The following is a 25,743-nucleotide window of genomic DNA, read 5'->3' on the forward strand; positions in this document are numbered from 1 at the left end:
GGTGTCGGCTTTGAGCATGTACGTTATTTGGAAATCACCTGTTTTTTTTATCTCTCATCAATATCAACAAAGGAACACTCATTAGGGCCGCAGTACTCTCCTACATAGGCAGCACCTGGTCTGTAGAGCGCAGGTTTTGCAGCAGCCTGGGCAAACTGCTCCTCTATTACATGCGCTGCCCATCCGCACACCCTGGATACGGCAAATACAGGGGAGAAAAGATCAGTGGGGATACCCATTGCATAGAAAAGAGATGCGCTGTAAAAATCAACATTTACAAAAATATCCAGATTTTTTCGGGCTTTAAATGCTTTTTTGGCGCGTTTTTCAACTTCAGTTGAAAGATCGTACCATGTTGTATCTTCAATTATCTCTCCCACACGTTTTGACATGGGAGCAAGTATAAGTGCCCTTGGATCATCAACCTGATAAACTGCATGGCCAAGTCCCATTATAAGGCCGCCGGCATTCAGGGTATCTTCAATATATGAGTCTATTTTATCCACAGTCTCAATTTTTTTAAGCATCTCCATAACCCTTACATTGGCGCCTCCATGAAGTGCTCCAGAAAGTGACCCTATGGCCGCTGATATTGCTGCATACATATGGGCTTTTGTGGAGGCAACCTGCCTTGCTGTAAATGTGGATGCATTAAGGGAGTGTTCTGCGTGAAGTACAAGCGCTGTGTCAAAAAAATGTATCATTTCTTTGTCGGGCATCTCTCCTTTTAGCATGTATAGAAAGTTGCCGGCATGGCTTAGGTCATCACGGGGCATTACAGGTTCTTTGCCGTTTCGGATTCTGTCCCATGCACATGTGATTACACATAGGGCAGCAATGAGATTCAGAGCACTCTCCTTTGCTGCATTGAGGCCAGAAGCTGGGTCTTTAATTGCGCTGGATGCATTATCAGAGGATGTTTTGCCTGCACTTGTGCTCTCTTTATGGGTTTCTCTTTCCATAAGGTTGTAAAGCAGAGGTACTGATGATTGCAGCACATCCATAGGCTCGGTATCCTTTGGGATCTGTTTAAGGAAGGAGAATATTTCTGCAGGCAGCTTTCGTTTGTTTTGCAGTGATTTACTGATAGCTTCAACTTCATCTTTGATGGGAAGTTTTTCATTAAGAAGAAGAAACACAATCTCTTCATAGCTTGTTTTTTCAGCAAGATCAGCAACAAGATAACCTCGGTAGAGAAGTTTTCCAAGTTGACCATTGACATCACTTATACGCGTACTGGCAACAGCGGCTCCCCTGAGGCCGGTATCCAGTATGGGGGTACATTCATTCATATATGTGACTCCTAAAATTGAGGATACTTTAAAAAGTCCGGTTATGAAATTTTTTCAGCCGTAACCAACTTATTGTTCTTTCAAGGTTTGATTGTCGGGTAGAAAATGCCTTGAACCTTTGAAGAGTCTTAAAAGTCACCCGATAGTTTAAACTTGAAGAAGCACTTAGGAATGAGTATGAAATAACTTTCCAGATTTACCCCTCGCAACTCTGTGCGAGGGGATGTGGGGTGAGGTAAATGGACAAGTTATTAAAGACCGATTCCTTAATGCGGTGGTCATTCGGAGAAGTGTTATTACATGATTTTTTCCACAGGTCTTCTTTCCGGTATATATCTGGCTTCAACCCTGCCTTCATGGAGATCCTTTGAAACATAAAGTCCGCAGAAGCATGCACCAAACTCCTTTGCATCTTCCTCACGATACTCACATGGACATGTTATATCTTTGTCCCATTCACGATCTCCTGAAGCAAGGCGGCATGGACAGGCCATGTAGCCATATCTCTCCTTGTTTTTTATGAGAGAGTCCAGAAGTTCAAATACAAGATCCTTGTCCTTGTTAAAAAAATAGCCTTTTGGCTCCTGGATTTTTTTAAGGTTTTCATAGAGTGTCTTAACATCCATATCTATATCCCCAGTGCCTCCCTTATCTCATTTTCCTGAAAACCCACAATCACTTTATTGTTGATAACAATGGTGGGAAAGGAGCATCTGGGATTGATCTTTTTAATATCGGCAATTGTGTTTTTTCTTTCATCACCTGTAAGGCAGTCAACCTCAACGCATGTAAAATCAACATGGCACTCGCTGAGAAATTTTTTTGCTGCCTTGCAGTGGCTGCATGTACTAAGGGCATATAGTTGTGCAGGACATCTGTTATTGGTTTCTGTATCTGGCATTTTTACTTTTCATCCTCCATTTTACACTCATTATCCCACTCAGGGCAGGCATCTTTCATAGGGGTTTCATATTTAAGGATACATTCGCTGCACTCCATCTCTACATTGGGAATATCGCCATATCTTTTTTTGATTTCATCTTTTGTAAGGTGGGATACGGCACTGCATCCGCACTGGGGACAGGATGTTTTTAATTTGTATTGTCTTGACATGTCTGACTCCTTTTTTTGCAGAGAAAATTTTGATGAGCATGCAAAAAGTCCGTTTCCAGATTATTTTATGCTGTAACATGCTAAAATTATTAACATCTGATCTGGAGTATTGAACTTTTTACGGGACGATCAACCTAAAAGTTAAGTAATACATTGATATTTCAAGTTTTGACTCTCTTTTGGGCATCCTTCATATGACACCAAAAGTACTTTACACTTTTTTATGAAGGATTACTTCCATTCAGTGTTTTTTCTTCGGAAAGTGTAAACTGAAAAATGAAGCATGCCCTCTTTTGAATCTTAAGAAGATAACTCAATTTTAAGGGTTTTAAAACCTATAATTAAAAAATTATTAATTTCCTGAATCAATATTCGTGCCAGATTTGGCATCCTTCAGATGACTCCAAAAGTACTTTCATGCCAGATTTTGCTTCCTTCACATGACCGCAAAATTACTTTACATTTTTTTGTGAAAGATTTCCGCCACTCAGAATTTTTTTTCCGGAAAGTGTAAACTGGGAAATGAAGCATGCCCCAGATTTTACTTGCAAATAGGGTTCATTTGCGTTTTTATACTCTTATTCACCATATATCCTTAAAATCAGGGGGTGAGCCTCTTTTCGCCCAATTTTTGATTGTCCCTGTTAAAAGAAGATGGCCGTACTTGGTCACCCCCCAACCTTGAAATTTTTTTAAACCTGTAACCTGAATTATTTAGGGGAGATGAATGAAAACTGATATTACAATAAAAATTGGAGGGGAGGCCGGGCAAGGCATTCAGACAATTGGTACCCTGCTTGCAGAGGTGTGCCATTGCGCCGGGCTTTATATCTTTTCCGTGGATGATTTTGAATCAAGAATCCGTGGTGGTCACAGCTTCAGTCTTCTGAGAATAAGCAATGAGCCTGTTATGGCTCCTGGGCATCTGCCTGATATTCTTGTTGCAATTGACAAAAGAACCATGGAGCTTAACCGTGATACACTTCCGTCAGAGAGCATGGTGATTCTCAACTCCGACACAGAGACAGGTTTTAAAGACAATGTTTTGAGCATACCTCTTAAGGGTCTTGCAAAGGAGGCAGGCGGCCTTATTACTGCCAATACCGTTGCTGCAGGGGCAGTGCTTTCCCTTCTTGGCACACCTGTTGAGATGTTGAAGGATCTGATGGCAAAGAAGTTCAAAGCCAAGGGAGAGAAAATCATCAACCTTAATGTTAATGCTGCCCAGAAGGGCTATGATGCAGCAGGAGAGCATAGATATCACAAACAGTTTGACTGGAGTCCCGAAGAGACCTCAACCGTTGTCATAAGCGGAGCAAAAGCAGCAGGTCTTGGAGCACTGGCTTCGGATTGCCGATTTTTTCCTTTTTATCCCATGAGTCCTGCAACAGGTGTTATTTCAAGTGTCATTCCATATGCGGGAAAGCTTCCGGTGGTGGTGGAGCAGGCAGAAGACGAAATTGCAGCCGTCAACATGGCAATTGGAGCATCCTTTGCAGGAGTTCGTGCCATGACATCCACATCCGGCGGTGGCTTTTGCCTTATGACTGAGGGGCTTGGGCTAGCGGCCATGACTGAGACACCACTTGTTGTTGTTAATGCTCAGCGTCCCGGGCCTGCAACAGGGCTTCCCACCCGTACAGCCCAGCCTGATCTGCTTTTTGTTATAAATGCTTCACAGGACGCTTTTCCAAGATTTGTGTTTGCTCCCGGAACCCCTGCCGAAACATTCCGTACAGTTAAAAAGGCCTTTAATCTTGCATATAAATATCAGGTTCCTGCCATAATACTTCTGGATCAGTTCCTTGCAACTTCCCAGGTAACCCAGGAGAATATTTTTACTGTGGAGCCGGAAGAGAGCAAGGAATCCGATATTGAAGAGGAGATTGAAAAGGTTTTTGAATCTTTTACCGTAACAGACGATGATTTCGAGGATCCTGAAACCTATAAACGTTTTGAGTTGACTCCGGATGGCATATCTCCAAGGGCTGTGCCATGCATGGGAAAAGCCATTGTAAGGGTCACCGGAAACGAGCATGACGAAAAGGGAGGCATAAGCGAGGATGCTGCCAACAAAATCCGCATGAACAGTAAAAAGGATGCAAAGCTATCATTTATGGTTAAGGAGATGGAGATGCCTGATATTCTGCATCCTGAAAGCCATTTCATGCTGACAGGCTGGGGCTCATCAAGGGGGATAATTATTGAGGCTTGTGAACTTTTGAGGGAAAAAGGCGCGGATGTAGGTTGTATAATGTTTAACGATATCTGGCCAATGGACCCGGAGCAGCTTAAATCCTCTCTTGCCGGCAAAAAACTTGTCATGGTTGAGCAGAACAGTAACTGCCAGATGGGCAGACTCATTGCCCAGGAGACCGGAATTATGTACCATGAGGCAATTCTGAAAGATGATGGCAGACCCCTTTATCCGGAATATATTGTGGAGAAGGCTTCCGGGATTGTCGGATGATTTTTAAAAGATATAGGAGCGTTGTATGGTTGAACCCAGGGATTATGATAACGATTTTGAGAATAAGTGGTGTCCAGGCTGCGGTAATTTTTTGATCCAGTCTGCCATGAAACAGGCCTTTGCCCAATTGAACATTCCGCCTGAGAAAATGCTTTTTGTGTCAGGCATAGGCCAGGCAGGCAAAACCCCCCATTTCATGAAGGGGAACATGTTCCACTCTCTTCACGGAAGAGCTTTGCCTGTTGCCACAGGCGCTAAATGTGCCAATCATGATTTAAATATTGTGGTTAATTCCGGAGACGGAGACTGTTATGGAGAGGGCGGTAACCATTTTCTTGCCGCTGTCAGAAGAAATATTGATATTTTGCTTATGGTTCATAATAATCAGGTTTATGGCCTTACAAAGGGTCAGGCCTCTCCCACATCAGCTCTTGGAATGGTGACAAAGACTCAGAAGGATGGGGTAACTTCTACTCCTTTCAATCCCCTTGCAACAGCCATTGCAGCAGGTGCCGGATTTGTTGCAAGGAGTTTTTCAGGCTCGACTGATCAACTGGTTGATCTTATAAAAAAGGGCATGGCCTACAAAGGATTTGCTCTGATTGATATCTTGCAGCCATGTGTCTCTTTTAACAAGATAAATACCCATCAGTGGTACAAGGAAAGGGTTTATGATCTTGATGGTGAGTCACATGATCCTTCAGATATATCAGCGGCCTTTCAGCGTGCCATGGAGTGGGGGGATAAAATTCCCACAGGTATAATCTATGAAAAAGAGTCTGTTCCATTTCATCAGCGGGTGCCTGTTTTGAAAGAAAAACCTTTGATTGCCCATACATTTGATGGGAAAAAGGTCACTGCTGCATTTTTTTAAATGATGAGAATGGCAAGTTTTTGTTAGAAAGTCTCCATAGCATGCTGATATATAACGACTTTCATGTTTAGTTGTGATGCATCAGCAAACATGGGGGTTTATTAGAAAGTCTCTGCAACAGCCTGTTTTTTTATGACTTTCATACTTCGTTGAGGCAGGTATCTGCCATGGCAGCTATTTTTTAAGCCTATTCCTGAGCGGAAAAAAGGAGTGTTAAAATATGGTAAAATGGTATTGCGTTAATTGTCATACAGAGTTTGATCAAAAGGAGCATCCAGGAAACTGCACCACATGCCTTGCTGATGAAAAACTGGTTTTAAACATGGAAGAGGGCATACCTTCAACTCCTGAAGCAATTCGTGATATTGCAAGAAAACGTCTAAAGGGACTTTGTGCTGCCTATCCTTCCTGTGACGGCAACTTTGACAAGGTCTGCCAGAAAGAGGCATATGGCAAGCCAATAGGATTTGGAGGAGCAGGGCAGGGGGCATCATTTCGTAATAATGCCCAGGCTCTTCTCAATCTGAAATTGAAGATGCGTGTGGTGGGGGAACATGTCGAGCCTGACACATCAATTGACTTTCTTGGCATGAAACTTGATTTCCCTGTTATGGGATCATCAACAGCAGGAATTGAAAAGTACAACAGTGCAATGCCGGAAAAGGATTTTTGTCGTGCAGTTGTAAGAGGTTGCAGGGAGGCAGGCACCATTGGCTGGAGAGGTGACACCTGGTTTTATACACCGGAAAACAACCCTGCCCTTGAGGTACTCAGGGAGGAGAACCTTAAAAATGAAAATGGCAGAGGTATTCCGATTTTTAAGCCACGTGCACAGGATGTGCTTAAAAAACTGATTAATATGGCTGAAGAGGCCGGTTGCCCTGCAGTTGGGCTTGATCTTGATGGATGCGGCTCTACTATAATGGCACGGCACGGCCAGCCTGTATTCAGAAAAAGTGTAAAAGATTTAAAAGAGTTGATAGAATTTACATCTCTTCCCTTTATAACCAAGGGTATAATGTGCATAGAAGATGCCGAGGCCTGTGCCGAAGCCGGAGCAAAGGTTGTCTCTGTATCCAATCATGGTGGCAGGGTTCTTGATGCAACTCCAGGTGTTGCAGAAGTGTTGCCCGAGATTGCATCAAGTCTTAAGGGTAAGGTATTTATCACCGCAGACGGAGGTGTCCGTACAGGGTATGATGTGATCAAGATGATAGCCCTTGGAGCTGATGTGGTTCTTCTTGGAAGAGATATCATACGTGCTTCTGTTGGAGCAGGCGCTCTTGGCGTAAAAATTCATATGGAGCATATCAGGAAAGTCTTCAAAAAAGCTATGTTCATGACCGGACAGAGCAGTGTTAAGGATATTGATCAAAGAATTCTGTGTTAATTAGGTGTCGATTTTGAGAATATTAGATATTTGTGATTTGGTATGTGATTTTGGTATGTGAATGGGTATTTTGAGATTGGGTATTAACGCTTTTTTCAGGAGGTAATAATGGGTGAAATTTTAATCGTATATGCATCAAGAACAGGTGAGACAAAAAAAATAGCTGAACTTATTGCAGAAGGTATAAGAATATCAGGGCATGGGGCCACTATCAAAAACGTCAACGATATTAAAAATGAAGAGGCTCTTAAGGGATATGATGGTTATGTTTTTGGATCTTCAACCTATCATGGAGAGATGATATCTTCCATGAAGCAACTTCTTTTCCTTGCAGAGCGCGCTGATCTTGAAAACCGTGTTGGTGGTTCCTTTGGTGCATTTGGCTGGAGCGGAGAAGCGCCCCAGAGAATTTTTGACACAATGGCCAATATATACAAGATGAAGATGACAGGTTCACCCTTGATGCTGAAGGCAAGCTGGCTTGAAGGTGGTATTGTCATGGCTCAGGATTACGGTAAATCTGTTGCAAAACTTCTTTAATCAGTGTCACAGCTTATTTCCATAGTTCTGCAAGCATGGAAGATTGATCTTTATGCTGTAAGGGATGATATCAACATTGCCGGAAGTCCGGAGAGGTGTGAAGAGCGTTTTGTGGTTGAAGATAAAGACCACAGGCTTTTTATCCTTGAAAGAATAGCTTCCGGTGCTGTTGCCCGTCGCAGGCAGATTGCCATTATTCTGGATTCATTGAATAAAGGCGGCCTTGCCCAGGCTCTCTCCTATATCCCTTCCCAAAACGATCCTTTGTCGCCATATGTTGTTTGTAAACAAGGCGCTTTCTGGCAGTTATCTTCCTATATTTCAGGCATTTCTCTTAACAGACCGCAATATGTGTTTGACCATTGGCGTGGCAGGGAGATGTCTGACTTTCTTATTGCACTGCGAAGAAGATCTTTTCCATTTAATACTAAAAAAGAAGATCATTTGCCAATGATGGGCCCTCACATAATAAAATCAGGTAATACCTGTTTTAATGAAAACTCCCTCTTTTCCATAGTTGCATATATCAATGATCTTTCAGAAACCATAACACGTCGTGAACCAGGTTTGATCTGCAGGATTGAACCTGTACTTGAGTTTCTTGGCAGGGAATTCATGCAGATCCATGACACACTTCCGGTTGCATTATGTCATGGCGATTTCCATCCACTGAATATCATATGGTCGGAAAATGGCATCAATGCAGTTATTGACTGGGAGTTTATGGGGTATAAGCCTGAAATATATGATCTTGCCAATCTTCTTGGTTGTCTTGGTATTGAAGATCCCCGTTCCCTTGACCATGATCTTGTTGAGGCTTTGATTACAGGCTTAAAGAGTGCAGATATTTTTTCATGTGAAAGTTGGTATTATCTTGTGGAGTTTATGATTGCCATGAGGTTTGCATGGCTTTCGGAGTGGCTTCGTAAAAATGACAGGGAGATGATTGATCTTGAAATGGATTATCTCTACCTGCTTATGGATAACGCATCTGATCTTAAGCAATTATATTCTTAAGCAGTTTAAAATAGTCATTATGTCAATTTTAGATAAGTATTTGATTTTATTGAACTCTTAAAAATATGGTTTGTAATATAATCAATGGGCTATGGAAAATCGATATAAAACTTAATGTTTTTAATTACCTGTAAATCTCTTCTGATCAAAGCAGTGAAAAGGGCAGACAAAATTGTCTGCCCTTTGTGTTTTTCATAATTGTATTGGCATCCTTCATATGACTCCAAAGATACTTTACACTTTTTTGTGAGAGATTCCCGCTACCCAGAATTTTCTCTCCGGAAAGTGTAAACTGGGAAATGAAGCATGCCATTGTATTTTCATAAATTGGCTGTTGACTGTGGGAAAAGAGGCATCTTTCATATCGACTCAAAAGTAGTTTACATTTTTCTGAAAATTTTGAACCATGATTAAAAGGATTACAGGATTAACATGATTATAATCAAGGTAATCCTGTAATCAAGAAAATCATGGTTCAAAAAAAGTGTAAACCGATAAATGAAAGATGCCGAAAAAGAGCATCCTTCATATCATACAGAAAGTACTTTACACTTTCCGGAACAGGAGCCTCTAAAAACGGGCTTCTGTTAGGAAAAGTGTAAACTGGCAAATGAAATATGCCCGAAAAAGATATATTTTTCTATCTTTGGATGTAGGGCAATCTAATCATTTAATCCAGAACTTCCATGAGCTTTCCGCAGCATGGTGGAATTCTGTCACCTTTTTTCAGTTCAACATATTTGTTGCATGTCTGGCAGTAGCATCTGCAATCTTCATTGGCATAGGCTTCTGGGAAGGCATCTTTTGAAGGATTTAAAGCATCTTCTCCCTCAATTGCAAATCTTGCAAGTTCATCCTGAGAAGGAACATATTGACCAACTGGCACAAGTTTCTTGTTAAATCTTGTGCAGTCAACAATAGTTTTCCAAAGGGCCTCAAGTTTTACCTTTTCATCTGCTGTTTCAGGAGTAAATTCCACAAGATTTTTGTCAATGTTGATTTTCATTAATAGTCTCCTTGGGTTTGAATTGATGTTATCAAGTTGATATGTTGCAACAAGGTTTGTCCGTGTTTCATTAAAAAATGTGTGTTTTTTTTATTATAAAGTCTCCGTAAAATGTTTATATATAACGGCCATGGCATACATATTTGCCACAACGAAGCATGAAAGTCCTTAAAACCTTAAAAGACGGGGACTTTCTTATAACATACATGGCGGCATTACCGCCACAATCGAAGAGATGAAAGTCCTGAAACGGCGGGGACTTTCATATAAAAAGACTTTAATTAATTGTTGTGATGTCTCGTGATCATGAGGTTTTATTAAAAAGTGTGTGTGCTTCATTAAAGATTGTTTGTGTTGAAACAAAGTTGATGTATGGGGCAATCAATTTGATTTATATTGATTTATGTTATCAAGAAATGTGCCATGGCTGGCAGGAAACTCGCATAAACATTTAAGGATATATTATGATGGGGCTCTCTCCCGCTCCTGACATAAATTTATTAACAAAAAAAGTCTTATGGTTTACAAAGCAGGCGAAAATAGATAATCTGCCCGTTAAATTTTCATGGCAGTTGATTTTTTTAAATTGAAAAGGAGAAAAAGTCTCATGTTTAAACCTGTTCAGATTGCCGACGGCATCTACTCTGTTGGGTGTCGTGACTGGGATATTCGTGATTTTCATGGATACTCCACATATGAAGGCACATCATACAATGCATTTTTGATTCTGGATGAAAAGAACGTACTTGTAGATACAGTAAAAAAGGAGTTTACCGATGAACTTCTGGATAATATAAGCAAGATCATTGATCCTGCAAAAATTGATCTTGTGATAAGCAATCACACCGAGATGGATCACTCAGGTGCGCTTCCTGGTGTAATGCAAAGGATCGGGCAAGACAAAACTGTCTTATGCTCTAAAATGGGGCTTAAAAATCTGAGAAGCCACTTTACCGGAAGCCTTAATTTAAAGGCGGTTGACAATGGTGAGGAGCTTTCAATTGGCAAACGCACCCTTACTTTTATTGAGACAAAAATGCTTCACTGGCCGGACAGTATGTTCACTTATATAAAGGATGAAGGCATACTTTTTTCAAGTGATGCCTTTGGTCAGCACTATGCAGGGGATTGTGCCTTTGATGATGAGATAGGTGATGCAGTTATGGATCATGCTGCAAAGTATTATGCCAATATTTTACTTAACTATTCGTCAAGGGTTCAGGATCTGCTTGAAAGCGTAAAGGAGTCCGGCCTTGACATCAGGATGATCTGCCCTGACCACGGTGTGATATGGCGCGATGATCCTGGAAAGATTATTGCAGCATATGATCGCTGGAGTCGCCAGGAGTGTGATAAGAAAGCCGTTGTTCTTTTTGATACAATGTGGAGCAGCACAGCAAAGATGGCAAGGGAGATAGCAAAAGGTATTGAGTCTGTGGATGTAAAGGTACGTCTGATGAATACCCGCAAGTGCCACAGAAGTGATATAATGACCGAGGTTATGGATGCAACTGCTCTTATTGTTGGCTCTCCGACCCTGAATAATGGCATTTTTCCAGTTGTGGCCGATGTCATGACCTATATAAAAGGCTTAAAGCCAAAGAATCGCATGGCAGCAGCTTTTGGCTCCTATGGGTGGAGCGGGGAAGCTGTAAAGATTCTTAATCAGGAGTTTGATGCCATGAAGATGGAAATTGTGGATCAGGGATTTAAAGTTCAGTACGTGCCTAAGAAGGAAGATCTTGACCAATGTTTTGAGCTTGGAAAAAAGATCGGGCTTAAAATTGTGGAAAGAATTGAAAATAAATAGATATACGTAAACGAGCCTCTTTTATTGATAGAATAAACATTAATAACTTAAAATACCCTGCGATAAGAAAAATGAAGGGTGGTTTCATGGTAAAATTTATCAATAAAGGATGCCATAAAATTTGGAGTGGAAATGAGCTATAATTTTAGTGCAGATGAAATATTTGAAATGGCAAAACAGATTGAGGTGAATGGCGCAAAATTCTATAAAGAAGCGGCTGAAAAGGTTCAGGGTGAATCTGAAAAAGAGTTTCTGACAACCCTTGCACATATGGAAGAGAAACATGAAAAAACCTTTGCAAAGATGCATGAGCAGTTCAAGGCCATTGTAAAGGATAAGGATGAGTCAATGTTTGATCCGGATGGAGAAGCTGTTAGGTATCTTAAGTCTCTTGCTGATTCAAAAATATTCTTTAAAAAGGATCCTCCAGGGGATACCATGGAAAATATTCTTCACTCAGCAATCAGAGCTGAACAGGACTCTGTTATTTTTTATCTTGGAATGTGCGAGCTTGTTTCGGATGAGCTTGGCAAGAACAGGGTTGACAAAATTATAAAAGAAGAGCTGGATCACATTCGTATTCTTTCCCAGAAAGCAACCGAGATAGGTATTTAAGGAGTGTCAGATGGAAATTTGAATCCATTCCCACGGTAAATAAGGAATAATTTGATGTCAAAAAACGCACTTTTTGTATTTAACGGAGATTCAATGTGTTTTATTCATGTGCTTCTAAATGCACTTGATATGAACTCTAAGGGAGATGAGGTTAAAGTTATTCTGGAGGGTGCTTCAGTTAAACTTATTCCGGAGCTTGTTTTATCCGGTAATCCTTTGAATGCATTGTGGAAAAAGACCATTGAAGCTGATCTTGTGGCAGGAGTCTGCAAGGCATGTGCCCAGAAACTTGGCACGCTCAATGATGCTGTTGCCCAGAATCTGGAACTTCTTGCTGATATGTCAGGTCATGCTGGTATGGCAGCATATCAGAATAATGGGTACAATATTATTACATTTTAGAGCATGTTTCATTTGTCGGGTTACTTTTTTTGAACCATGATTTTCATGATTAAAGGATTATCCTGATTTTTAATCTTGTTAATCCTTAAATCCTTTAATCATGGTTCAAAATATTCCGAAAAGTGTAAACTACTTTTTAGTAATTGGGTTTAATTAACTTACCCAAACTCCCCCTCGCAAGTCTGTAAAATGTGGCTGGGGGGCAAGATGAATGGAGAAGTTATTAAAAATCAATTCCTTAGTTGATATGAAAGATGCCGGAAATTGTAAATTGATTTTGGGATTAAACGGGCATGATTGTGTATCAATCACCCCCAAATATAAAAATGATAGTCATTTTCACGTTAAATAAAGGGTGACCAGGGCGGTCTTCTTTATTTATTTAGTCAAAAGCCATATCTGTTGTCCAGTCTTTCCAGACATTTCCAACAAGATCAATTCCTGGCTTTAACACCTTTTTGCCTGGCTTCCATCCGGATGGTGTGGCCTGGGTGCCTTTAGATTCACGTACAAGCTGGTAAGCCTGGATTTGTCTTAAGGTCTCACTTACATTTCTGCCAACAGGTGGAGTCAGAACCTCAAAACCCTGGATAATGCCGTCCGGATCAATGAGAAATCTGCCCCTGTTTTCCACACCTGCGTCAGGATCATAAACTCCGTATAGAGTACCGATTTTCCCGCCTGCATCGGATAGCATGGGAAATGGTACCCCACCTTTCACCATTTTAGAAAGCTCATGATCGTTCCACATTTTATGGACAAACATGCTGTCAATACTCATTGAGAGAACTTCAACGCCCAGCTTCTGGAACTCGGGGTATTTTTCAGCAACTGCTGAAATTTCAGTGGCTCATACAAAGGTAAAATCACCTGGATAAAAGCATAGAACCACCCATTTCCCAAGTTTTTCGGATAGTTTTATATTTACAAAGGCATTTTTATGAAATCCTGCGGCAGTAAAGTCAGGGGCTTTTTTTCCAACCTGTATAATGTTTCTCTCCTTTTTGATTTCAGGGGTTTTGTTTTGCTCTTCCATTGATGAATCTGTTATTGAAGGTTCAGGTTCTGCAGGCCCGCTTGATGGTCGCTGGCATCCTGCACTCAGTTCTTCAGACATGCATGCCTCCTTGATTATAAGAGTTTGTTTTTGGGTAATGGCTCACATTTGTTGATATAAATAAACCCTTTTCTCTATCAATGGCACATCAACAGATCCAAGGGTTTCAAAAAAAAGCCTTTCTGGCATCATTCATTTGTGACGGTTATCCATCATGTATGTTGCTTAACTTACAATCGACACCTTATTGCTTTGTCAGCACTCATTGCATTTGTCTGAATCAGGATACCCAGGATGAAAAGGATGTTCAGGATAGCTAATCCTGTCTTATCCTGTTAATCTCGGGTATCCTGATTCAGATATTGACAAGGCTCAGAAGCTCATAGATGTCGAATTTGAGTACTTAAATCCCTTTCCTATGCTTTCCAGAATCCATGCAGATTGCAGAATTCACGGGCAGTGACATTCTGTGCATCTGTGATAAATGTGGCTTCAGGCTTATCTCCTGGTTTTAGGAATTTTCTGTAAACCATGCCTTCTGCATTAAGCTCAATCCATTCGATTAGGTGCTTTTCTTCCATTGGATGGGCAACGCTGCCCACTTTGACAAGATAGCCACCTTCAATTTTTTCAATTACCGGAACATGTTTTTCAAGTGCTGCATCCACTGTGTTTTCAGTAAGCAGTGTCATGGGCTGGTTGCAGCAGCTCATTGGGGGTTTTGCTGCATGAAGAACCTCTGCGATGTTTCCACATTTTTCACATTTGTAAATTGCCAGTTTTTCCGCCATCTGAAAATCTCCTTAGAATTTATGGCAACCTTTGTATCACCGAAAGGTAAGTGGTCACTTTCCTTATGGATATTCCTGACATATGGGAATTTTAATAAAGAGTGTGAAAACTTCGGTAGATGAAGGATGCCGAATAATTAATTAATAGTTTTCACCAAGTAACTCGAAGTGTGCCTGGGGATGTGCGCATGCAGGACACTCCACTGGTGCAGAATCACCTTCATGTGTATAGCCGCAGTTTCTGCATCGCCATGTAACACCTTGGCTACGTTTGAAAACTCTATCATTCTCTATATTGGCTTTCAGGTCAAGGAATCTTTTTTCATGCTGTTTTTCAGCCACGGCAATTGCCATGAATACTGCTGCAATGTCGTTGAATCCCTCTTCTTTTGCTGTTGTTGCAAATTCCGGATACATGCTGGTATGTTCATGGTGTTCTCCTGCGGCAGATGCTGCAAGATTATCCACAGTTGTCCCTATGTTTCCAGCAGGAAAGGCGGCTGTTATCTCAATCTCTTCACCAGTTGTCAGGAACTTGAACAGCCTTTTGGCATGTTCTTTCTCCTGGTTGGCAGTCTCTTCAAAGATATCTGCCATCTGAACATAACCTTCTTTTTTTGCCACGCTTGCAAAATAGGTGTATCTGTTTCTGGCCTGGGACTCACCTGCAAAGGCCATCAGTATGTTTTTTTCGGTTTTGCTTCCCTTTAATTCAGGCATTACTGTGATTCTCCTTTGATCGTTTTTACAATTTTATTAAAATCTGTGGTATCACCAACCATTATGCAGCCGATGATTTTCCCATTGTGATCCTTGACGATTTTTTTATAGACGGTATCAGTTGAAGTTATATTGCACTCCATTTTTCCGTCAACATCTATCTCTCCTGCGGATGCAAGAGATATGCCAGCAACTTTCAGGACATTGGACGGAGGGATGTTTTTGTAAACAGCACTTCCTCCGGCCATGTTGATGCCAGCAACCCTTCCCTGTTCTGTGGCTTCCGGCCAGATGGAAAAGTTGACTCCCATAAACTCTGCCACATCTCCGGCAGCATAAACAGAAGGCAGTGATGTCTCCATCCGTTCATTTACCACAATGCCTTTATCTGTTTTAACAGCATATTGATTGTCTCCGGACTTTTTGGAGTTATATCCATTTATTTCAGATTCTTTTGTGCTGCATATATCTATGTCTGATTTTTTTGTGCTGTATTCATTTTTTTCTGACTCTTTTGCGTCGTGCTTATTTGTGTCAGGCCCTTTTGCAAGGGTGATATCCGCTCTTACACCTGATGAGAATATAACAAGATCAGCCTGTAATATATGGCCGGATTTAAGTTTTACAAGCTTTGGTGGCGCAGAATGGTCATACTCCCTGTTTTCTGATGCTTTTGAGTTTTTGGGATATTTCTCTTTGATCTCTTCAGTCACCTCTCCGAGCATAAATGTCAAACCGTTTTTCTCAAGAAGTCTCTGGAGTCGGCAAGCTCCCTCTTTATCAAGTTGGCGTGGAAGAAGTCTTTCAAAGAACTCCACCACAGTAACCTTATGTCCTGAGAGCCCAAGTGAAGAGGCAGTCTCAATGCCAAGAAGCCCTCCACCAATAACTACAATATTTAATGGTTCTTGACAAATCTGCACTATTTTATCTGCATCTTCAATATTTCTGAGGGTCAATATACCCTCTGTTTCTCCTCCTTTCACAGGCGGGATAAAAGGTGTGCTGCCTGTTGATATTAATACTTTGTCATAATTAAAAAATTTTCCGTTTGATGCCAAAGCCTTTTTATTTGTAAAATCAATTTGTTTTATGGTCGTGTCTGTAATAAGTTCAATATTGTTGCGTGTATGCCACTCCTTTGATTTTATTATAAGGCGTTCTTTTTCAACTTTTCCACAAAGATATTCAGGGAGTCTTATACGGCTGTATATTGGAAAATTTTCACTTGTGATCAGCGTTATTTTGCAATTTTGATCAATTTTTCTAATATTTTCCGAAGCAGTTGTTCCTGCTGTTCCATTTCCAATGATAAGGTACTGTTTCATGTCAGGTTTTTGCTCTCTTGATTTTCAGATTAATTGTTTTTTTGACCTCATCATGTCGGTTTTTTCCGCGACATGCTGTTTCATTATTCTGAAACACTTTTGATTAATGGTGTGATACAGATATGTATTAAAAAAGGGGTACTCTTTTATATACAGGCAATTGACATTTAGCTCTATGCTATGTTTAAATCATATTTCAAGAATATGGTCAAAGCTATATGGCACTTTTTTACCGTGGAAATAGATACAAATTTTCATATTCGGGGGAGGCTGGATGGCAGCCATGACCGTTTACCGTGCAAATACCCCCTATGAATTTGTATTAAATAACTTACCCGTTTATCTCACCCCCCTCTCCATGAATGTAGAGGGGGAGTTTGGGTAAGTTAATTAAACCCTATTACCTATCATTTTTCATAATCAGGGGCGGCAGTAGAGACAAGGCATGTCTTGTCTCTACTGTCATGACGGTTTATATTGAAAATACTGTCCCTTTCATTTGTTGTTTTAAATTTATGGATAGAAAATCGTGCGTCAAGGGCGGACACAAGATATATCAAGGAGATAATATAATGATCTTTTTACAAAATGTTCCAAAAGAGTTGCACCATGTTTCAGAATTTTTGAAGAGCATGATAAAGACTTTGCATGAAGATCCTCCATGTGCTCTTTATGGTAAGCAGGAAAATTCTGGAAATGTTGAAATAGTGAGAGATTCTGTCGCTTTAAAGCTGCCGCAGCTTAAGCTAAAAAATACTTCTCTTTTTATAAATAGCAGTTTTGTGGAGTTTTTCTTTTTGATATTTATACTTTTTATTTTTTTGTCTTCTTCAAACCTTTATGCCGCCAATGATAAGCTTGCACCTGATGATGAAACTGCATCTAAATCCTCTTCTCTTTCATTGTCAGATGGAGAGACCCTCACCGTAGAAGACGCCATTAAAATTGCTCTTGTTCAGAATCCAGATATTGGAATTGCAAGGGATAGACTCAATATTGCTTCCGAGGCACTTGAGAGAACTGATTCTCTTTTCCGCCCCCATATGTCACTGTTTACAGAGTTTTCAACTGGGGACGCACCTTCTGCCTATCTTTTTAAATCCATTGATCAGCGTGATCTTCCCAACGATGTTGTGTTTAACGATCCAGGCACATTTAACAATATTGAGACCGGCGTTCAGTTGCATTTGAATATCTATAACGGAGGTGTTGACTCTGTAGCTGTAAGAGTGGCGGAATCTGATATCAGGGAAAAAAGAGCAATGACCAAACAGATGGAGAACAGGATAGTATCTTCTGTGATTCATCTATTTTTTTCTGTATTAAAGGCAAATGAATATATTGAGATTGCAAGACAGTCAGTTGAGACCATTAAAGAACAGCTCAGAATCATGACTGTCAGATTCAAAGGAGGAGGTGTTCTTAAATCTGACCTTCTTTCACTTGAAGTAAGGCTTGCAGAAGCAGGAAAGGATCTTGTCCACAGCCGCAATATCCACGCAACTACCTTAACCGCCCTTAACGTTATAATGGGAAGAAAACCTGACAGTGATATTTACCTTGCAAAATCCTGTGAATGTCCCATTGTTTTTCCGGGATCATACCAGGAAGCTGTTGTTGTTGCCATGGAAAAGCGCCCTGAAATGATAACTGCAAGGGAGATGCTTCAGAGGGCAAGGCTTGATCTTAAAAAAGCATGGGCAGGCTACCTGCCCCGTGTGGATCTCAATGCCCGCTGGTATCTTGACAGCGATGATTTAAAGTTCAATGGAAGTGATAACAACTATACTGCTGCAATGATAATGAATTGGGATTTCTACACAGGCCAATCAACGGAATCGGATCTTCTCATGGCCGGCCATGGTATTGAGGCTGCCATTAAAAATGTTAAAAAGACAGAGCTCAATATTTATCAGGATGTTAAACGTGCATATTTAAACCACGAGGATGCAAAAAACCGCCTTGATGTTGCTGGAAGAAGCGTTGAGATGGCTGATGAATCTCTTATTCTTGTAAAACAGCGTTATGAGGGTGGGTCCGAGTCTGTGACCCGTTATCTTGAGGCGGAGCTTGCAAGAAGCAAGAGTAGGATGAACAGGACAGCGGCATTTTATGATGAAAAGATTGCCTTGAGCGACATTGCGGTCTCCATGGGCATTCTGTCACAGATATGGGAAAAATGATGCTGTCAGAATTCTGGAATGATTCATTTTCCGTTTTTAACTTTCAAGAGAAACACACTCAGATTTCAAGGGTTTGACTTAAGCAAATCGTAAACTACTTTGGTAGATATATGAAAGATGTCAAAATTCAGGAGAGATGGTCATTATGCAAAGTATAAAAGAGAAAATAGTGCCAGGCAAGGAACTTTTTTTTATGGGGTTTCCGGTTTTAATAAACAGTGGAAACTGGGATTCAACCACTTTTCTGTTTCGGGTTAACTTAGGCGAAGTGGGTCCCGTGATGAAACTTGGGTTCTTTTATGCCTGTTTTATGCTGGTTTTTGTGACATCTGCTATGGCACAGCCGGCAAATGATTATGTCCCTTCCGAGACTGTTATGGCTTCCCTTGAAACCGTTGTGCAGACTTATAAAGCGGTTGGTACTGTAAAACCCAAAAGTGAAACCAGCATTGAGTCTGAGGTTCGGGCACAGGTAAAAGCTGTTCATGTCCAGGCTGGAGACAGGGTGGAAAAAGGAGACCTGCTTGTTTCCCTTGATGACCGTCAGGCAGCATCCCGTCTTGATGGTGCAAGGGCATCCCTTAACAGTGCCATTGCCAACAGGCAGCAGGCCATTCAGGGGGTTACAGCAGCGGAAGCAGCTTTTAATGAGGCAAAGCTTCAATATGAGAGAATCCGTGGTTATTATAGCTCAAATGCTGCTACAAAGCAGGAACTTGAAGGTGCGGAGTCAAGTTTTATCCAGGCAAAGGCAGCACTTAAGCGCTCACAGGAGGCCCTTGCTGCTGCAGATTCTGGTATAAGACAGGCCAGGGAGTTTGTGGCTGAAGTAAAGGTAGGAGCTGATTTTTCCAGAGTTATCTCCCCCGTAACAGGAGAGGTTATACGCTGCATGGTCGAGCCCGGTGATCTTGCCATGCCAGGCAAACCCCTTGTTGCCCTTCGCACTGAAAGCGGTTTCAGAATGGAGGCACATGTTCGTGAAGGTTTGATTCATAAAGTACGTCCGGGCATGATTCTGAAAGCGGAGATAACAACCCTTGGACTGACTTGTGATGCCGAGATTGAAGAGATAATTCCATATGCAGATCCGGAAACCCGATCATTTCTTGTAAAGGCACTTCTTCCTGTTATGGATGGGCTTTATCCCGGCATGTATGGAAAACTTCTGATTCCGGATGGCGACAGGGAAGTTGTCCTTTTACCCATGAAGGCAGTTATCCATACTGGCCAGCTTGAGCTTGTCATGGTTAAATTGAAGGATTCATGGCAACTCCGGTACATCAAGACAGGAAAACACTCAGGTGACATGGTGGAGGTGCTTTCCGGACTTGCAGGGGATGAGACTGTGGGTGTGGGAGGGCTTAATTGATCATGGAAGAGAAAGGGTTTGAAAACAGTGGTTGCAACCATGGTGGTGAAGAATCCGAAAAGCAGGGAATAATAACAGCATTTGTTGAAAAATTTCTTGACGGAAAACTCTCAATAATGCTCATGATTATCTCTTTGTGCCTTGGTGCTGCATCACTTGTTGTGACACCAAAGGAAGAGGAGCCACAGATAGTTGTGCCCCTTGCAGATATATATGTAAGTGTTCCCGGGGCAAGTGCCGAAGAGGTGGAGCAGCTTGTCGCAACCCCCCTTGAGCAGTTTCTTTGGCAGATTGATGGCGTTGAATATGTATATTCCATGTCAAAAAAAGATATGGCTCTTGTAACAGTACGTTTTTTTGTGGGTGAAAACAGAGAGGACTCCTTAGTAAAACTGCATAACCGTATCTCCATGAATATGGACAAGGTAACATCAATTGTAAAGGGATGGGTCATAAAGCCTGTGGAAATTGATGATGTCTCCATTGTAAATATTGCTCTCTACTCTGAAAGCCATGGCAGTGATGAGTTGCGACGTATAGGTGAAGAGGTTATTGCAAGGATTGGAAAGGTTGAGAATATCTCAAGGACAACCGTACATGGGGGGCGTTCACGGGAGATAAGAGTGGAGCTGGTTCCTGAGAAGATGCAGGCAATGTCTGTCTCATTTATGGACGTTCAGGGGGTTCTGTATGGTGCCGATGCTTCCCTGACAGCCGGAGCATTTTCCAGAAGCAATCATGAATACCCTGTTATGGTAAGTTCATTTCTGGGAAGTGTTGAAGAGATTGAATCCCTTGTGGTTGGGGTCACAATGGGAAGGCCTGTTTATCTGAGGGATGTTGCTCTTATAAAGGATACCCCTGAAGAGGCCAGGAGTTACTCAAGAATTCTCTTTTCAGACAGTTATGCCGGCGGGGTAAAAGGCAATAATAATATGGGGAGCAATGCCAAATATAGTGCAGTTACCCTTGCAGTATCCAAAAAAAGGGGTACCAATGCCGTAACTGTTGCAGATGATGTTATCCTTGCCTTTCACGAACTTGCTCCAAAGCTTCTTCCGGATGGTGTTTATTTTGAGATTACAAGAAATTATGGGGAGACTGCCCATGAAAAGGTCAATGATCTATTAGGCTCACTTCTTTTTGCTGTTGCCTCCGTGGTTGTCCTTCTGGCGTTTACCCTTGGCTGGCGAGAGGCTTTGATTGTTGCCTTTGCGGTTCCCATAAGTTTTTCACTGGCTCTTTTTGTAAACTACCTTTTTGGCTACACCATAAACAGAGTGACGCTTTTTGCACTTATTCTCTCGCTTGGCCTTGTGGTTGATGATCCCATTACCAATGTGGAAAATATCCAGCGCCATATCCAAAAAGGCATTCTCAATCCTTTCAGGGCAACTCTTCGTGCGGTCAATGAGGTATTGCCCCCGGTTATAATGTCAACCCTTGCCATTATTGCCTGTTTTATTCCTCTTTTTTTCATAACCGGAATGATGGGGCCTTATATGGCTCCAATGGCAGCAAATGTTCCTTTGACAGTCACCTTTTCTACTCTGTGTGCTTTGACAATTGTTCCGTGGCTCTCTTACATATTGCTGAAATCCTCTTCTGGCAAGGTATCAGAGCTAAAAGAATCAACAAATATTTCATCAGGTGCTTCAACGGCTACTTCATCAGTTACTTCAGCGGGCACTTCAACAGGAGCTTCAGCAGGTGCTTCAACAGGTGCTTCAACGGCTACTTCAACAGGTACTTCAACAGGTGCTTCATCAGGCACTTCGGCAGGTGCTTTAGCGGGTACTTCAACAGCTATTTCATCAGGCACTTCGGCAGAAGTTGCAGCAGAGGTAAAAGTTCCAGAGAGCAGTTCACAATCTTCAGCCCTTGAAAAAACTTTGCTGTTCAGGATTTACAGGAGTATAGTAGAGCCTTTTTTAAACTCGGGTTTCAAGAGATTTATGCTTTTTTTTATGATAGTTATTCTTCTTGGAGTCTCCTGTTCACTTGCTGTTTTCAGAAAGGTTCCTCTTAAACTTCTGCCCTTTGATAACAAAAATGAGTTTCAGATTGTAATTGATATGGATGAAGGCACAACACTTGAGCATACTGATTCTGTGGTTCAGGTGTTTGAGGATTATCTAAGGAGTGTGCCGGAGGTTACTTCCATTATCTCTTTTACAGGAGAATCATCTCCCATGGATTTCAATGGCATGGTGAGGCACTACTATTTGAGAAAGGGAAGCAACTATGCTGACATCAGGGTAAACCTTCTGCCCAAAGATGCGCGAGATCAGCAAAGTCATGGTATTTTACTGCGTCTGAGGGGAGATCTTGAAGCCATTGCAGAATCAAATGGCGCAAAAATCAGCCTTGTTGAGGTGCCTCCAGGGCCACCTGTACTTTCAACAATTGTGGGTGAGATTTATGGAAGCATGGATTTGCCACACGAAAAACTTGTGGCATCTTCAGAACACCTTCTGAAAGTTATGAAAGATGAACCCTTTGTTGTGGATATTGATGCCATGACAGAAAAAGTTCATGATCAGGTGGAGTTTGTTATTGATCGGGAAAAAGCTGCCCTTCACGGAATTGACACCAAAACAATTACAGCTACAATTGGTGCAGCATTGAATGGTGTTGTTCCGGCATTCATGCATCTTCCAAGGGAGCGTCAGCCCCTAAAAATAAGGGTGACTCTTCCAAGGGAACTGAAGTCTGGTATTTCTGATCTTAAGGCCGTTCCTGTAAAGTCAGCCAAAGGAAGAATGATATCTCTGGCAGAGCTTGTTACTGTAAAGATTGTCAGCAGCGAACAGACCATCTACCATAAAAATCTTGAAAGAGTGGTCTATGTGCTTGCAGACACAGCAGGCAGGGCTCCTGCCGAAGCAGTTCTTGATATGCAGTCCCGACTTAAAAACGATCCCATGCCCCATGGAGTAAGGGTTGACTGGGATGGTGAAGGTGAATGGAAGATCACACTGCGTGTTTTCAGGGATATGGGAATTGCCTTTGCTGCTGCCCTTGTCGGTATATATATTCTGCTTATTATCCAGTCTGGCTCTTTTCTTATGCCTGGCCTTATTATGATGGCAATTCCGTTGACACTTCTTGGTATTTTACCGGGTTTTCTTCTTCTCAACACTTTTGGGACAGTGCCTGTTGGAGGCTTTGAGAACCCTGTCTTTTTAACTGCAACAAGCATGATCGGCATGATTGCGCTGGGTGGTATTGTAATAAGAAACTCCCTTGTACTGATTGAGTTTATACAGGATGCCATGAATGGCGGCCTCCCCTTTAAGGAGGCTATCTTGCAGAGCGGAGCAATAAGGATGAGACCAATCCTTCTGACAGCTCTGACAACTGCCATTGGAGCATTTCCCATAACCCTTGATCCTGTGTTTTCAGGCCTTGCCTGGGCACTGATTTTTGGGTTGTTTGCATCCACTCTTTTTACATTGCTGGTAATTCCTGTGACATATTTTGCTGTTTATAGAAGAAAATTTTCATAAAGTTTGAATAACTGTTGATGGAAGAGATTGACGGAACACTATATTGATCTTAATGTTTATTGGGATATTTATGGCATTCTTATTTTGATAATTATAATAAATATCAATAAAATTAACAAGATGCCTATTTACTCAAAATCGACATTTTATTGCTTTTTTAGAAGTTATTGCAGTTGTCTGAACCAAGATAACCAGGATGGATAGGATGCTCAGGATAGATAATCCTGCCCTATCTTTGTTAATCTTGGGAATCCTGATTCAGACAGTGTTGACAAGGCTTACAAGATCATAGGTGTCGATTTTGAGTTTTTAGAGTACATTAAAATTGAAGGAGTATTTGAAGCATGCCTGAACTTGTACTGTATTATTCACCCTCATGCCCTTTTTGTAAAAAAGTGACTGATTTTATGTTGAAGCATGATATTAAAATTAAAATGGTGGATCGTGACTGGTCACAGGAAAATCGTCAGGAGTTGATCGATAAGGGTGGAAAACCACAGGTACCCTGCCTTTTAATTGATGGAAAAGCACTTTATGAGTCAGATGATATTGTTAAATGGTTTCAAGACAATTTGGTGGCATCTTAAAAAAAATATAGAGTACCCTTTTTGAACTATTCTTCCCCCCTCGCAAGTCTGTGAGAGGGGGCAGGGTGAGGTTTCATATAGTTTTCCAGAAAAATATTTTATTTTTTGCTCAAAAAAATTAATCAAGATAACAGATAGTTAGACTTTTCCATTATCAATTTAATTGTCTTGAATACTATAGCAACAATTTACGCCGGATATTCAAAAAAGGGTACAATCAAAAAAAATATGCCTGATAGTGGCACTCTTCATCTTATCCTGAAAGTATTTTACACCTTTTTGGAGGAGATTCCCGATAAACGGAGATCTGTTCAGGAAAGTGTAAAGTGGAAAATGAGGGATGCCCTTACAGTAAATAATTGGAGTTGAGGTCTCATCTTGTAATGAAGTATTTTCCTTTTAAAACCGTACTATTCTGTATATTTATCATACCCTTGTTATATACTGCTACCCTTGTCGGGGTGGAGAAGGGTTTAAGTATCTTTTACCAGAACAAAATCGAGCAGGTGCTTCTTGGAAATAAGAATGATAAATCATCTGATCTGACTGACAGTAACCAAGCAGTACAGGAAGAATTGAAGAGCAATTCCCTGGTTGACGGTGATAAGCCTCAAGGTAATGTTGCTGAAGATTATGTGCAAGCTTATCCTGATGTTGATCTTCTTTCTTTTGAAAGGATCCTTCAGGTAAGGCTCAAAAGTTTTATAGATCATGATTGGTTCCTGAACCAGGCAAGGCTTTTTCCTGCAATACGCATTCATCGAAAAGATGGAAGTATTCTTTATGTCTGTCCGCTTTCAGGTGGCACTACTAACTTTTCACCTGATTTAAAAGAACCGGATGTCATATCAGGAATTTTCCCCCCTGATGTCACTGTTGAAGTTATTATCCCCCTAAGACATAACACTCTGCTATCAAATATTATACTTTTACTTTATTTGATGGTTTCATTTCTGCTGTTTCAATTTTTTTATAAACGAGGCATCAAAAGGGCAGAAAGAGATGAGAACCAGAGGGTCGGAGAGATTCAGAAGCTCAAGGAGGATGAGCGACAACAGAATGAACAGCTTGAAGAGTTGAAAAAACAGAGGGCATTTCTTGCTGAGCAGCTTAAAGAAGCCAAATCTGATTTTCAGGAGGAGAGCAGAAAGGCAAGCATTGCAGAAGAGGAACTTTTTGAAGAGATTGCAAGGCTTGAAAAGAAGCTGGATGAAAACAGATCAAACCAGGCAGAAAAAGAGCAGGAGATTGAGGAGCTTAAGGATCAGCTTGAGAGGCTTGAACGAAGAAAAACAGGTACAAGGAAAAGAAAGGCTATAGATGTTCTTGAAAAGCGTCTTACAAATTTATACAAAAATGTTGATATGAATAAAAAGGCACTCACAGGTATGATGGAGTTGACCGAAGATATGCAGATAAAAGCAGAAGAGGTTATCCATCAGCTAAATGATGATCCATCAGGTGTAACAGTAAAGCGAAAGGTGTTTGCCGGCAAAAAAAACAAGACAGCTTCTTTTGAAGTTCTTTTTGCCTACAATGGAAGGCTCTATTTCAGAAATGTTGAGGGCAACAGGATTGAGGTTCTTGTGATTGGAACTAAAAACAGTCAGGACAAAGATATGGAATTTTTACACTATATTTGATGGCCTTTTTTTATGGAAAGAAAT

Annotated in this window: 22 protein-coding genes; 13 read left to right on the forward strand and 9 right to left on the reverse strand. The window is 41.1% G+C overall.

Annotation, left to right across the window (positions count from 1 at the left end; all coding sequences use genetic code 11):
- Positions 1-47: 47 nt before the first annotated feature.
- The 4 genes from MTBBW1_RS16635 to MTBBW1_RS16650 all read right to left on the reverse strand — a co-directional run bounded on the left by MTBBW1_RS16635 (position 48) and on the right by MTBBW1_RS16650 (position 2,405).
- Positions 48-1,292: a citrate/2-methylcitrate synthase gene (locus MTBBW1_RS16635; RefSeq protein ID WP_186441399.1), complete on the reverse strand. Its 1,245-nt coding sequence runs from the start codon at positions 1,290-1,292 to the stop codon at positions 48-50.
- A 296-nt stretch (positions 1,293-1,588) separates the two neighbouring features.
- A complete protein-coding gene (locus MTBBW1_RS16640) occupies positions 1,589-1,918 on the reverse strand; it encodes a ferredoxin-thioredoxin reductase catalytic domain-containing protein (protein ID WP_080805019.1) in 330 nt (109 codons plus the stop codon).
- Positions 1,919-1,920: 2 nt separating this feature from the next.
- A complete protein-coding gene (locus MTBBW1_RS16645) occupies positions 1,921-2,193 on the reverse strand; it encodes a glutaredoxin family protein (RefSeq protein ID WP_080805021.1) in 273 nt (90 codons plus the stop codon).
- A gap of 2 nt (positions 2,194-2,195) precedes the next feature.
- Positions 2,196-2,405, reverse strand: coding sequence for a hypothetical protein (locus MTBBW1_RS16650; protein WP_080805023.1), 210 nt, complete (start codon positions 2,403-2,405; stop codon positions 2,196-2,198).
- Positions 2,406-3,132: 727 nt separating this feature from the next.
- On the opposite strand from MTBBW1_RS16650, the gene MTBBW1_RS16655 reads away from it, so the two are divergent.
- From MTBBW1_RS16655 to MTBBW1_RS16675, 5 genes are all read left to right on the forward strand, one after another.
- Positions 3,133-4,875, forward strand: coding sequence for a 2-oxoacid:acceptor oxidoreductase subunit alpha (locus MTBBW1_RS16655; protein WP_080805025.1), 1,743 nt, complete (start codon positions 3,133-3,135; stop codon positions 4,873-4,875).
- A 25-nt stretch (positions 4,876-4,900) separates the two neighbouring features.
- The gene (locus MTBBW1_RS16660) at positions 4,901-5,749 is read left to right on the forward strand and encodes a 2-oxoacid:ferredoxin oxidoreductase subunit beta (protein WP_080805027.1); all 849 of its coding nucleotides are present in this window, start codon (positions 4,901-4,903) and stop codon (positions 5,747-5,749) included.
- 220 nt (positions 5,750-5,969) lie between these two features.
- Entirely contained in the window at positions 5,970-7,139 is a 1,170-nt protein-coding gene (locus MTBBW1_RS16665) for an alpha-hydroxy-acid oxidizing protein (RefSeq protein WP_080805028.1), read from the forward strand.
- 108 nt (positions 7,140-7,247) lie between these two features.
- A complete protein-coding gene (locus MTBBW1_RS16670) occupies positions 7,248-7,679 on the forward strand; it encodes a flavodoxin domain-containing protein (RefSeq protein ID WP_080805030.1) in 432 nt (143 codons plus the stop codon).
- A gap of 3 nt (positions 7,680-7,682) precedes the next feature.
- On the forward strand, positions 7,683-8,696 hold the full coding sequence (locus tag MTBBW1_RS16675; RefSeq protein ID WP_080805032.1) for a phosphotransferase enzyme family protein: 1,014 nt from the start codon (positions 7,683-7,685) through the stop codon (positions 8,694-8,696).
- Positions 8,697-9,366: 670 nt separating this feature from the next.
- Here MTBBW1_RS16675 and MTBBW1_RS16680 read toward each other — a convergent pair.
- Positions 9,367-9,702 carry a hypothetical protein gene (locus tag MTBBW1_RS16680; RefSeq protein ID WP_080805034.1) on the reverse strand — a complete coding sequence of 112 codons (336 nt, stop codon included), beginning with the start codon at positions 9,700-9,702 and terminating at the stop codon, positions 9,367-9,369.
- 607 nt (positions 9,703-10,309) lie between these two features.
- On the opposite strand from MTBBW1_RS16680, the gene MTBBW1_RS16685 reads away from it, so the two are divergent.
- From MTBBW1_RS16685 to MTBBW1_RS16695, 3 genes are all read left to right on the forward strand, one after another.
- Complete coding sequence (locus tag MTBBW1_RS16685; protein WP_080805036.1) at positions 10,310-11,512, forward strand: FprA family A-type flavoprotein; 1,203 nt, start codon at positions 10,310-10,312, stop codon at positions 11,510-11,512.
- A gap of 132 nt (positions 11,513-11,644) precedes the next feature.
- Positions 11,645-12,127: a ferritin-like domain-containing protein gene (locus MTBBW1_RS16690; RefSeq protein WP_080805038.1), complete on the forward strand. Its 483-nt coding sequence runs from the start codon at positions 11,645-11,647 to the stop codon at positions 12,125-12,127.
- A gap of 54 nt (positions 12,128-12,181) precedes the next feature.
- Entirely contained in the window at positions 12,182-12,529 is a 348-nt protein-coding gene (locus tag MTBBW1_RS16695; RefSeq protein WP_080805040.1) for a DsrE family protein, read from the forward strand.
- A 382-nt stretch (positions 12,530-12,911) separates the two neighbouring features.
- On the opposite strand, the gene prxU is transcribed toward MTBBW1_RS16695, so the two are convergent.
- The 4 genes from prxU to MTBBW1_RS16715 all read right to left on the reverse strand — a co-directional run bounded on the left by prxU (position 12,912) and on the right by MTBBW1_RS16715 (position 16,425).
- Positions 12,912-13,646 (reverse strand): thioredoxin-dependent peroxiredoxin, encoded by a 735-nt coding sequence (gene prxU / locus MTBBW1_RS16700; protein ID WP_080805042.1) that lies wholly within the window; start codon positions 13,644-13,646, stop codon positions 12,912-12,914.
- Positions 13,647-14,002: 356 nt separating this feature from the next.
- A complete protein-coding gene (locus MTBBW1_RS16705) occupies positions 14,003-14,377 on the reverse strand; it encodes a desulfoferrodoxin (RefSeq protein WP_080805044.1) in 375 nt (124 codons plus the stop codon).
- Positions 14,378-14,518: 141 nt separating this feature from the next.
- Positions 14,519-15,097, reverse strand: a complete 579-nt coding sequence (gene rbr, locus MTBBW1_RS16710) for a rubrerythrin (protein ID WP_080805046.1) — start codon at positions 15,095-15,097, stop codon at positions 14,519-14,521.
- Positions 15,097-16,425, reverse strand: a complete 1,329-nt coding sequence (locus tag MTBBW1_RS16715) for an NAD(P)/FAD-dependent oxidoreductase (RefSeq protein WP_080805048.1) — start codon at positions 16,423-16,425, stop codon at positions 15,097-15,099. The genes rbr and MTBBW1_RS16715 overlap by 1 nt, the downstream gene beginning before the upstream one ends.
- A 572-nt stretch (positions 16,426-16,997) precedes the next feature.
- Between MTBBW1_RS16715 and MTBBW1_RS16720 the strand changes: the two genes are divergently transcribed.
- The 5 genes from MTBBW1_RS16720 to MTBBW1_RS16745 all read left to right on the forward strand — a co-directional run bounded on the left by MTBBW1_RS16720 (position 16,998) and on the right by MTBBW1_RS16745 (position 25,719).
- Positions 16,998-18,608 (forward strand): TolC family protein, encoded by a 1,611-nt coding sequence (locus tag MTBBW1_RS16720; protein ID WP_186441401.1) that lies wholly within the window; start codon positions 16,998-17,000, stop codon positions 18,606-18,608.
- A 145-nt stretch (positions 18,609-18,753) separates the two neighbouring features.
- Complete coding sequence (locus MTBBW1_RS16725; RefSeq protein ID WP_186441403.1) at positions 18,754-19,980, forward strand: efflux RND transporter periplasmic adaptor subunit; 1,227 nt, start codon at positions 18,754-18,756, stop codon at positions 19,978-19,980.
- A 2-nt stretch (positions 19,981-19,982) separates the two neighbouring features.
- On the forward strand, positions 19,983-23,489 hold the full coding sequence (locus MTBBW1_RS29640) for an efflux RND transporter permease subunit (protein ID WP_245809438.1): 3,507 nt from the start codon (positions 19,983-19,985) through the stop codon (positions 23,487-23,489).
- A gap of 344 nt (positions 23,490-23,833) precedes the next feature.
- Entirely contained in the window at positions 23,834-24,076 is a 243-nt protein-coding gene (locus MTBBW1_RS16740; protein ID WP_080805055.1) for a glutaredoxin family protein, read from the forward strand.
- 383 nt (positions 24,077-24,459) lie between these two features.
- Positions 24,460-25,719 carry a hypothetical protein gene (locus tag MTBBW1_RS16745; RefSeq protein WP_080805057.1) on the forward strand — a complete coding sequence of 420 codons (1,260 nt, stop codon included), beginning with the start codon at positions 24,460-24,462 and terminating at the stop codon, positions 25,717-25,719.
- The last annotated feature ends 24 nt before the right edge of the window (positions 25,720-25,743 follow it).

The organism is Desulfamplus magnetovallimortis (genome assembly GCF_900170035.1).
In the GTDB taxonomy this organism is placed as follows: Bacteria; Desulfobacterota; Desulfobacteria; order Desulfobacterales; family Desulfobacteraceae; genus Desulfamplus; species Desulfamplus magnetovallimortis.

Coding starts and splice junctions, on each gene's coding strand:
- MTBBW1_RS16635 (WP_186441399.1), bottom strand. CDS start 1,292: ATGAATGAATGTACCCCCATACTGGATACCGGCCTCAGGGGAGCCGCT.
- MTBBW1_RS16640 (WP_080805019.1), bottom strand. CDS start 1,918: ATGGATGTTAAGACACTCTATGAAAACCTTAAAAAAATCCAGGAGCCA.
- MTBBW1_RS16645 (WP_080805021.1), bottom strand. CDS start 2,193: ATGCCAGATACAGAAACCAATAACAGATGTCCTGCACAACTATATGCC.
- MTBBW1_RS16650 (WP_080805023.1), bottom strand. CDS start 2,405: ATGTCAAGACAATACAAATTAAAAACATCCTGTCCCCAGTGCGGATGC.
- MTBBW1_RS16655 (WP_080805025.1), top strand. CDS start 3,133: ATGAAAACTGATATTACAATAAAAATTGGAGGGGAGGCCGGGCAAGGC.
- MTBBW1_RS16660 (WP_080805027.1), top strand. CDS start 4,901: ATGGTTGAACCCAGGGATTATGATAACGATTTTGAGAATAAGTGGTGT.
- MTBBW1_RS16665 (WP_080805028.1), top strand. CDS start 5,970: ATGGTAAAATGGTATTGCGTTAATTGTCATACAGAGTTTGATCAAAAG.
- MTBBW1_RS16670 (WP_080805030.1), top strand. CDS start 7,248: ATGGGTGAAATTTTAATCGTATATGCATCAAGAACAGGTGAGACAAAA.
- MTBBW1_RS16680 (WP_080805034.1), bottom strand. CDS start 9,702: ATGAAAATCAACATTGACAAAAATCTTGTGGAATTTACTCCTGAAACA.
- MTBBW1_RS16685 (WP_080805036.1), top strand. CDS start 10,310: ATGTTTAAACCTGTTCAGATTGCCGACGGCATCTACTCTGTTGGGTGT.
- MTBBW1_RS16690 (WP_080805038.1), top strand. CDS start 11,645: ATGAGCTATAATTTTAGTGCAGATGAAATATTTGAAATGGCAAAACAG.
- MTBBW1_RS16695 (WP_080805040.1), top strand. CDS start 12,182: ATGTCAAAAAACGCACTTTTTGTATTTAACGGAGATTCAATGTGTTTT.
- MTBBW1_RS16705 (WP_080805044.1), bottom strand. CDS start 14,377: ATGGCGGAAAAACTGGCAATTTACAAATGTGAAAAATGTGGAAACATC.
- rbr (WP_080805046.1), bottom strand. CDS start 15,097: ATGCCTGAATTAAAGGGAAGCAAAACCGAAAAAAACATACTGATGGCC.
- MTBBW1_RS16715 (WP_080805048.1), bottom strand. CDS start 16,425: ATGAAACAGTACCTTATCATTGGAAATGGAACAGCAGGAACAACTGCT.
- MTBBW1_RS16720 (WP_186441401.1), top strand. CDS start 16,998: ATGATCTTTTTACAAAATGTTCCAAAAGAGTTGCACCATGTTTCAGAA.
- MTBBW1_RS16725 (WP_186441403.1), top strand. CDS start 18,754: ATGCAAAGTATAAAAGAGAAAATAGTGCCAGGCAAGGAACTTTTTTTT.
- MTBBW1_RS29640 (WP_245809438.1), top strand. CDS start 19,983: ATGGAAGAGAAAGGGTTTGAAAACAGTGGTTGCAACCATGGTGGTGAA.
- MTBBW1_RS16740 (WP_080805055.1), top strand. CDS start 23,834: ATGCCTGAACTTGTACTGTATTATTCACCCTCATGCCCTTTTTGTAAA.
- MTBBW1_RS16745 (WP_080805057.1), top strand. CDS start 24,460: ATGAAGTATTTTCCTTTTAAAACCGTACTATTCTGTATATTTATCATA.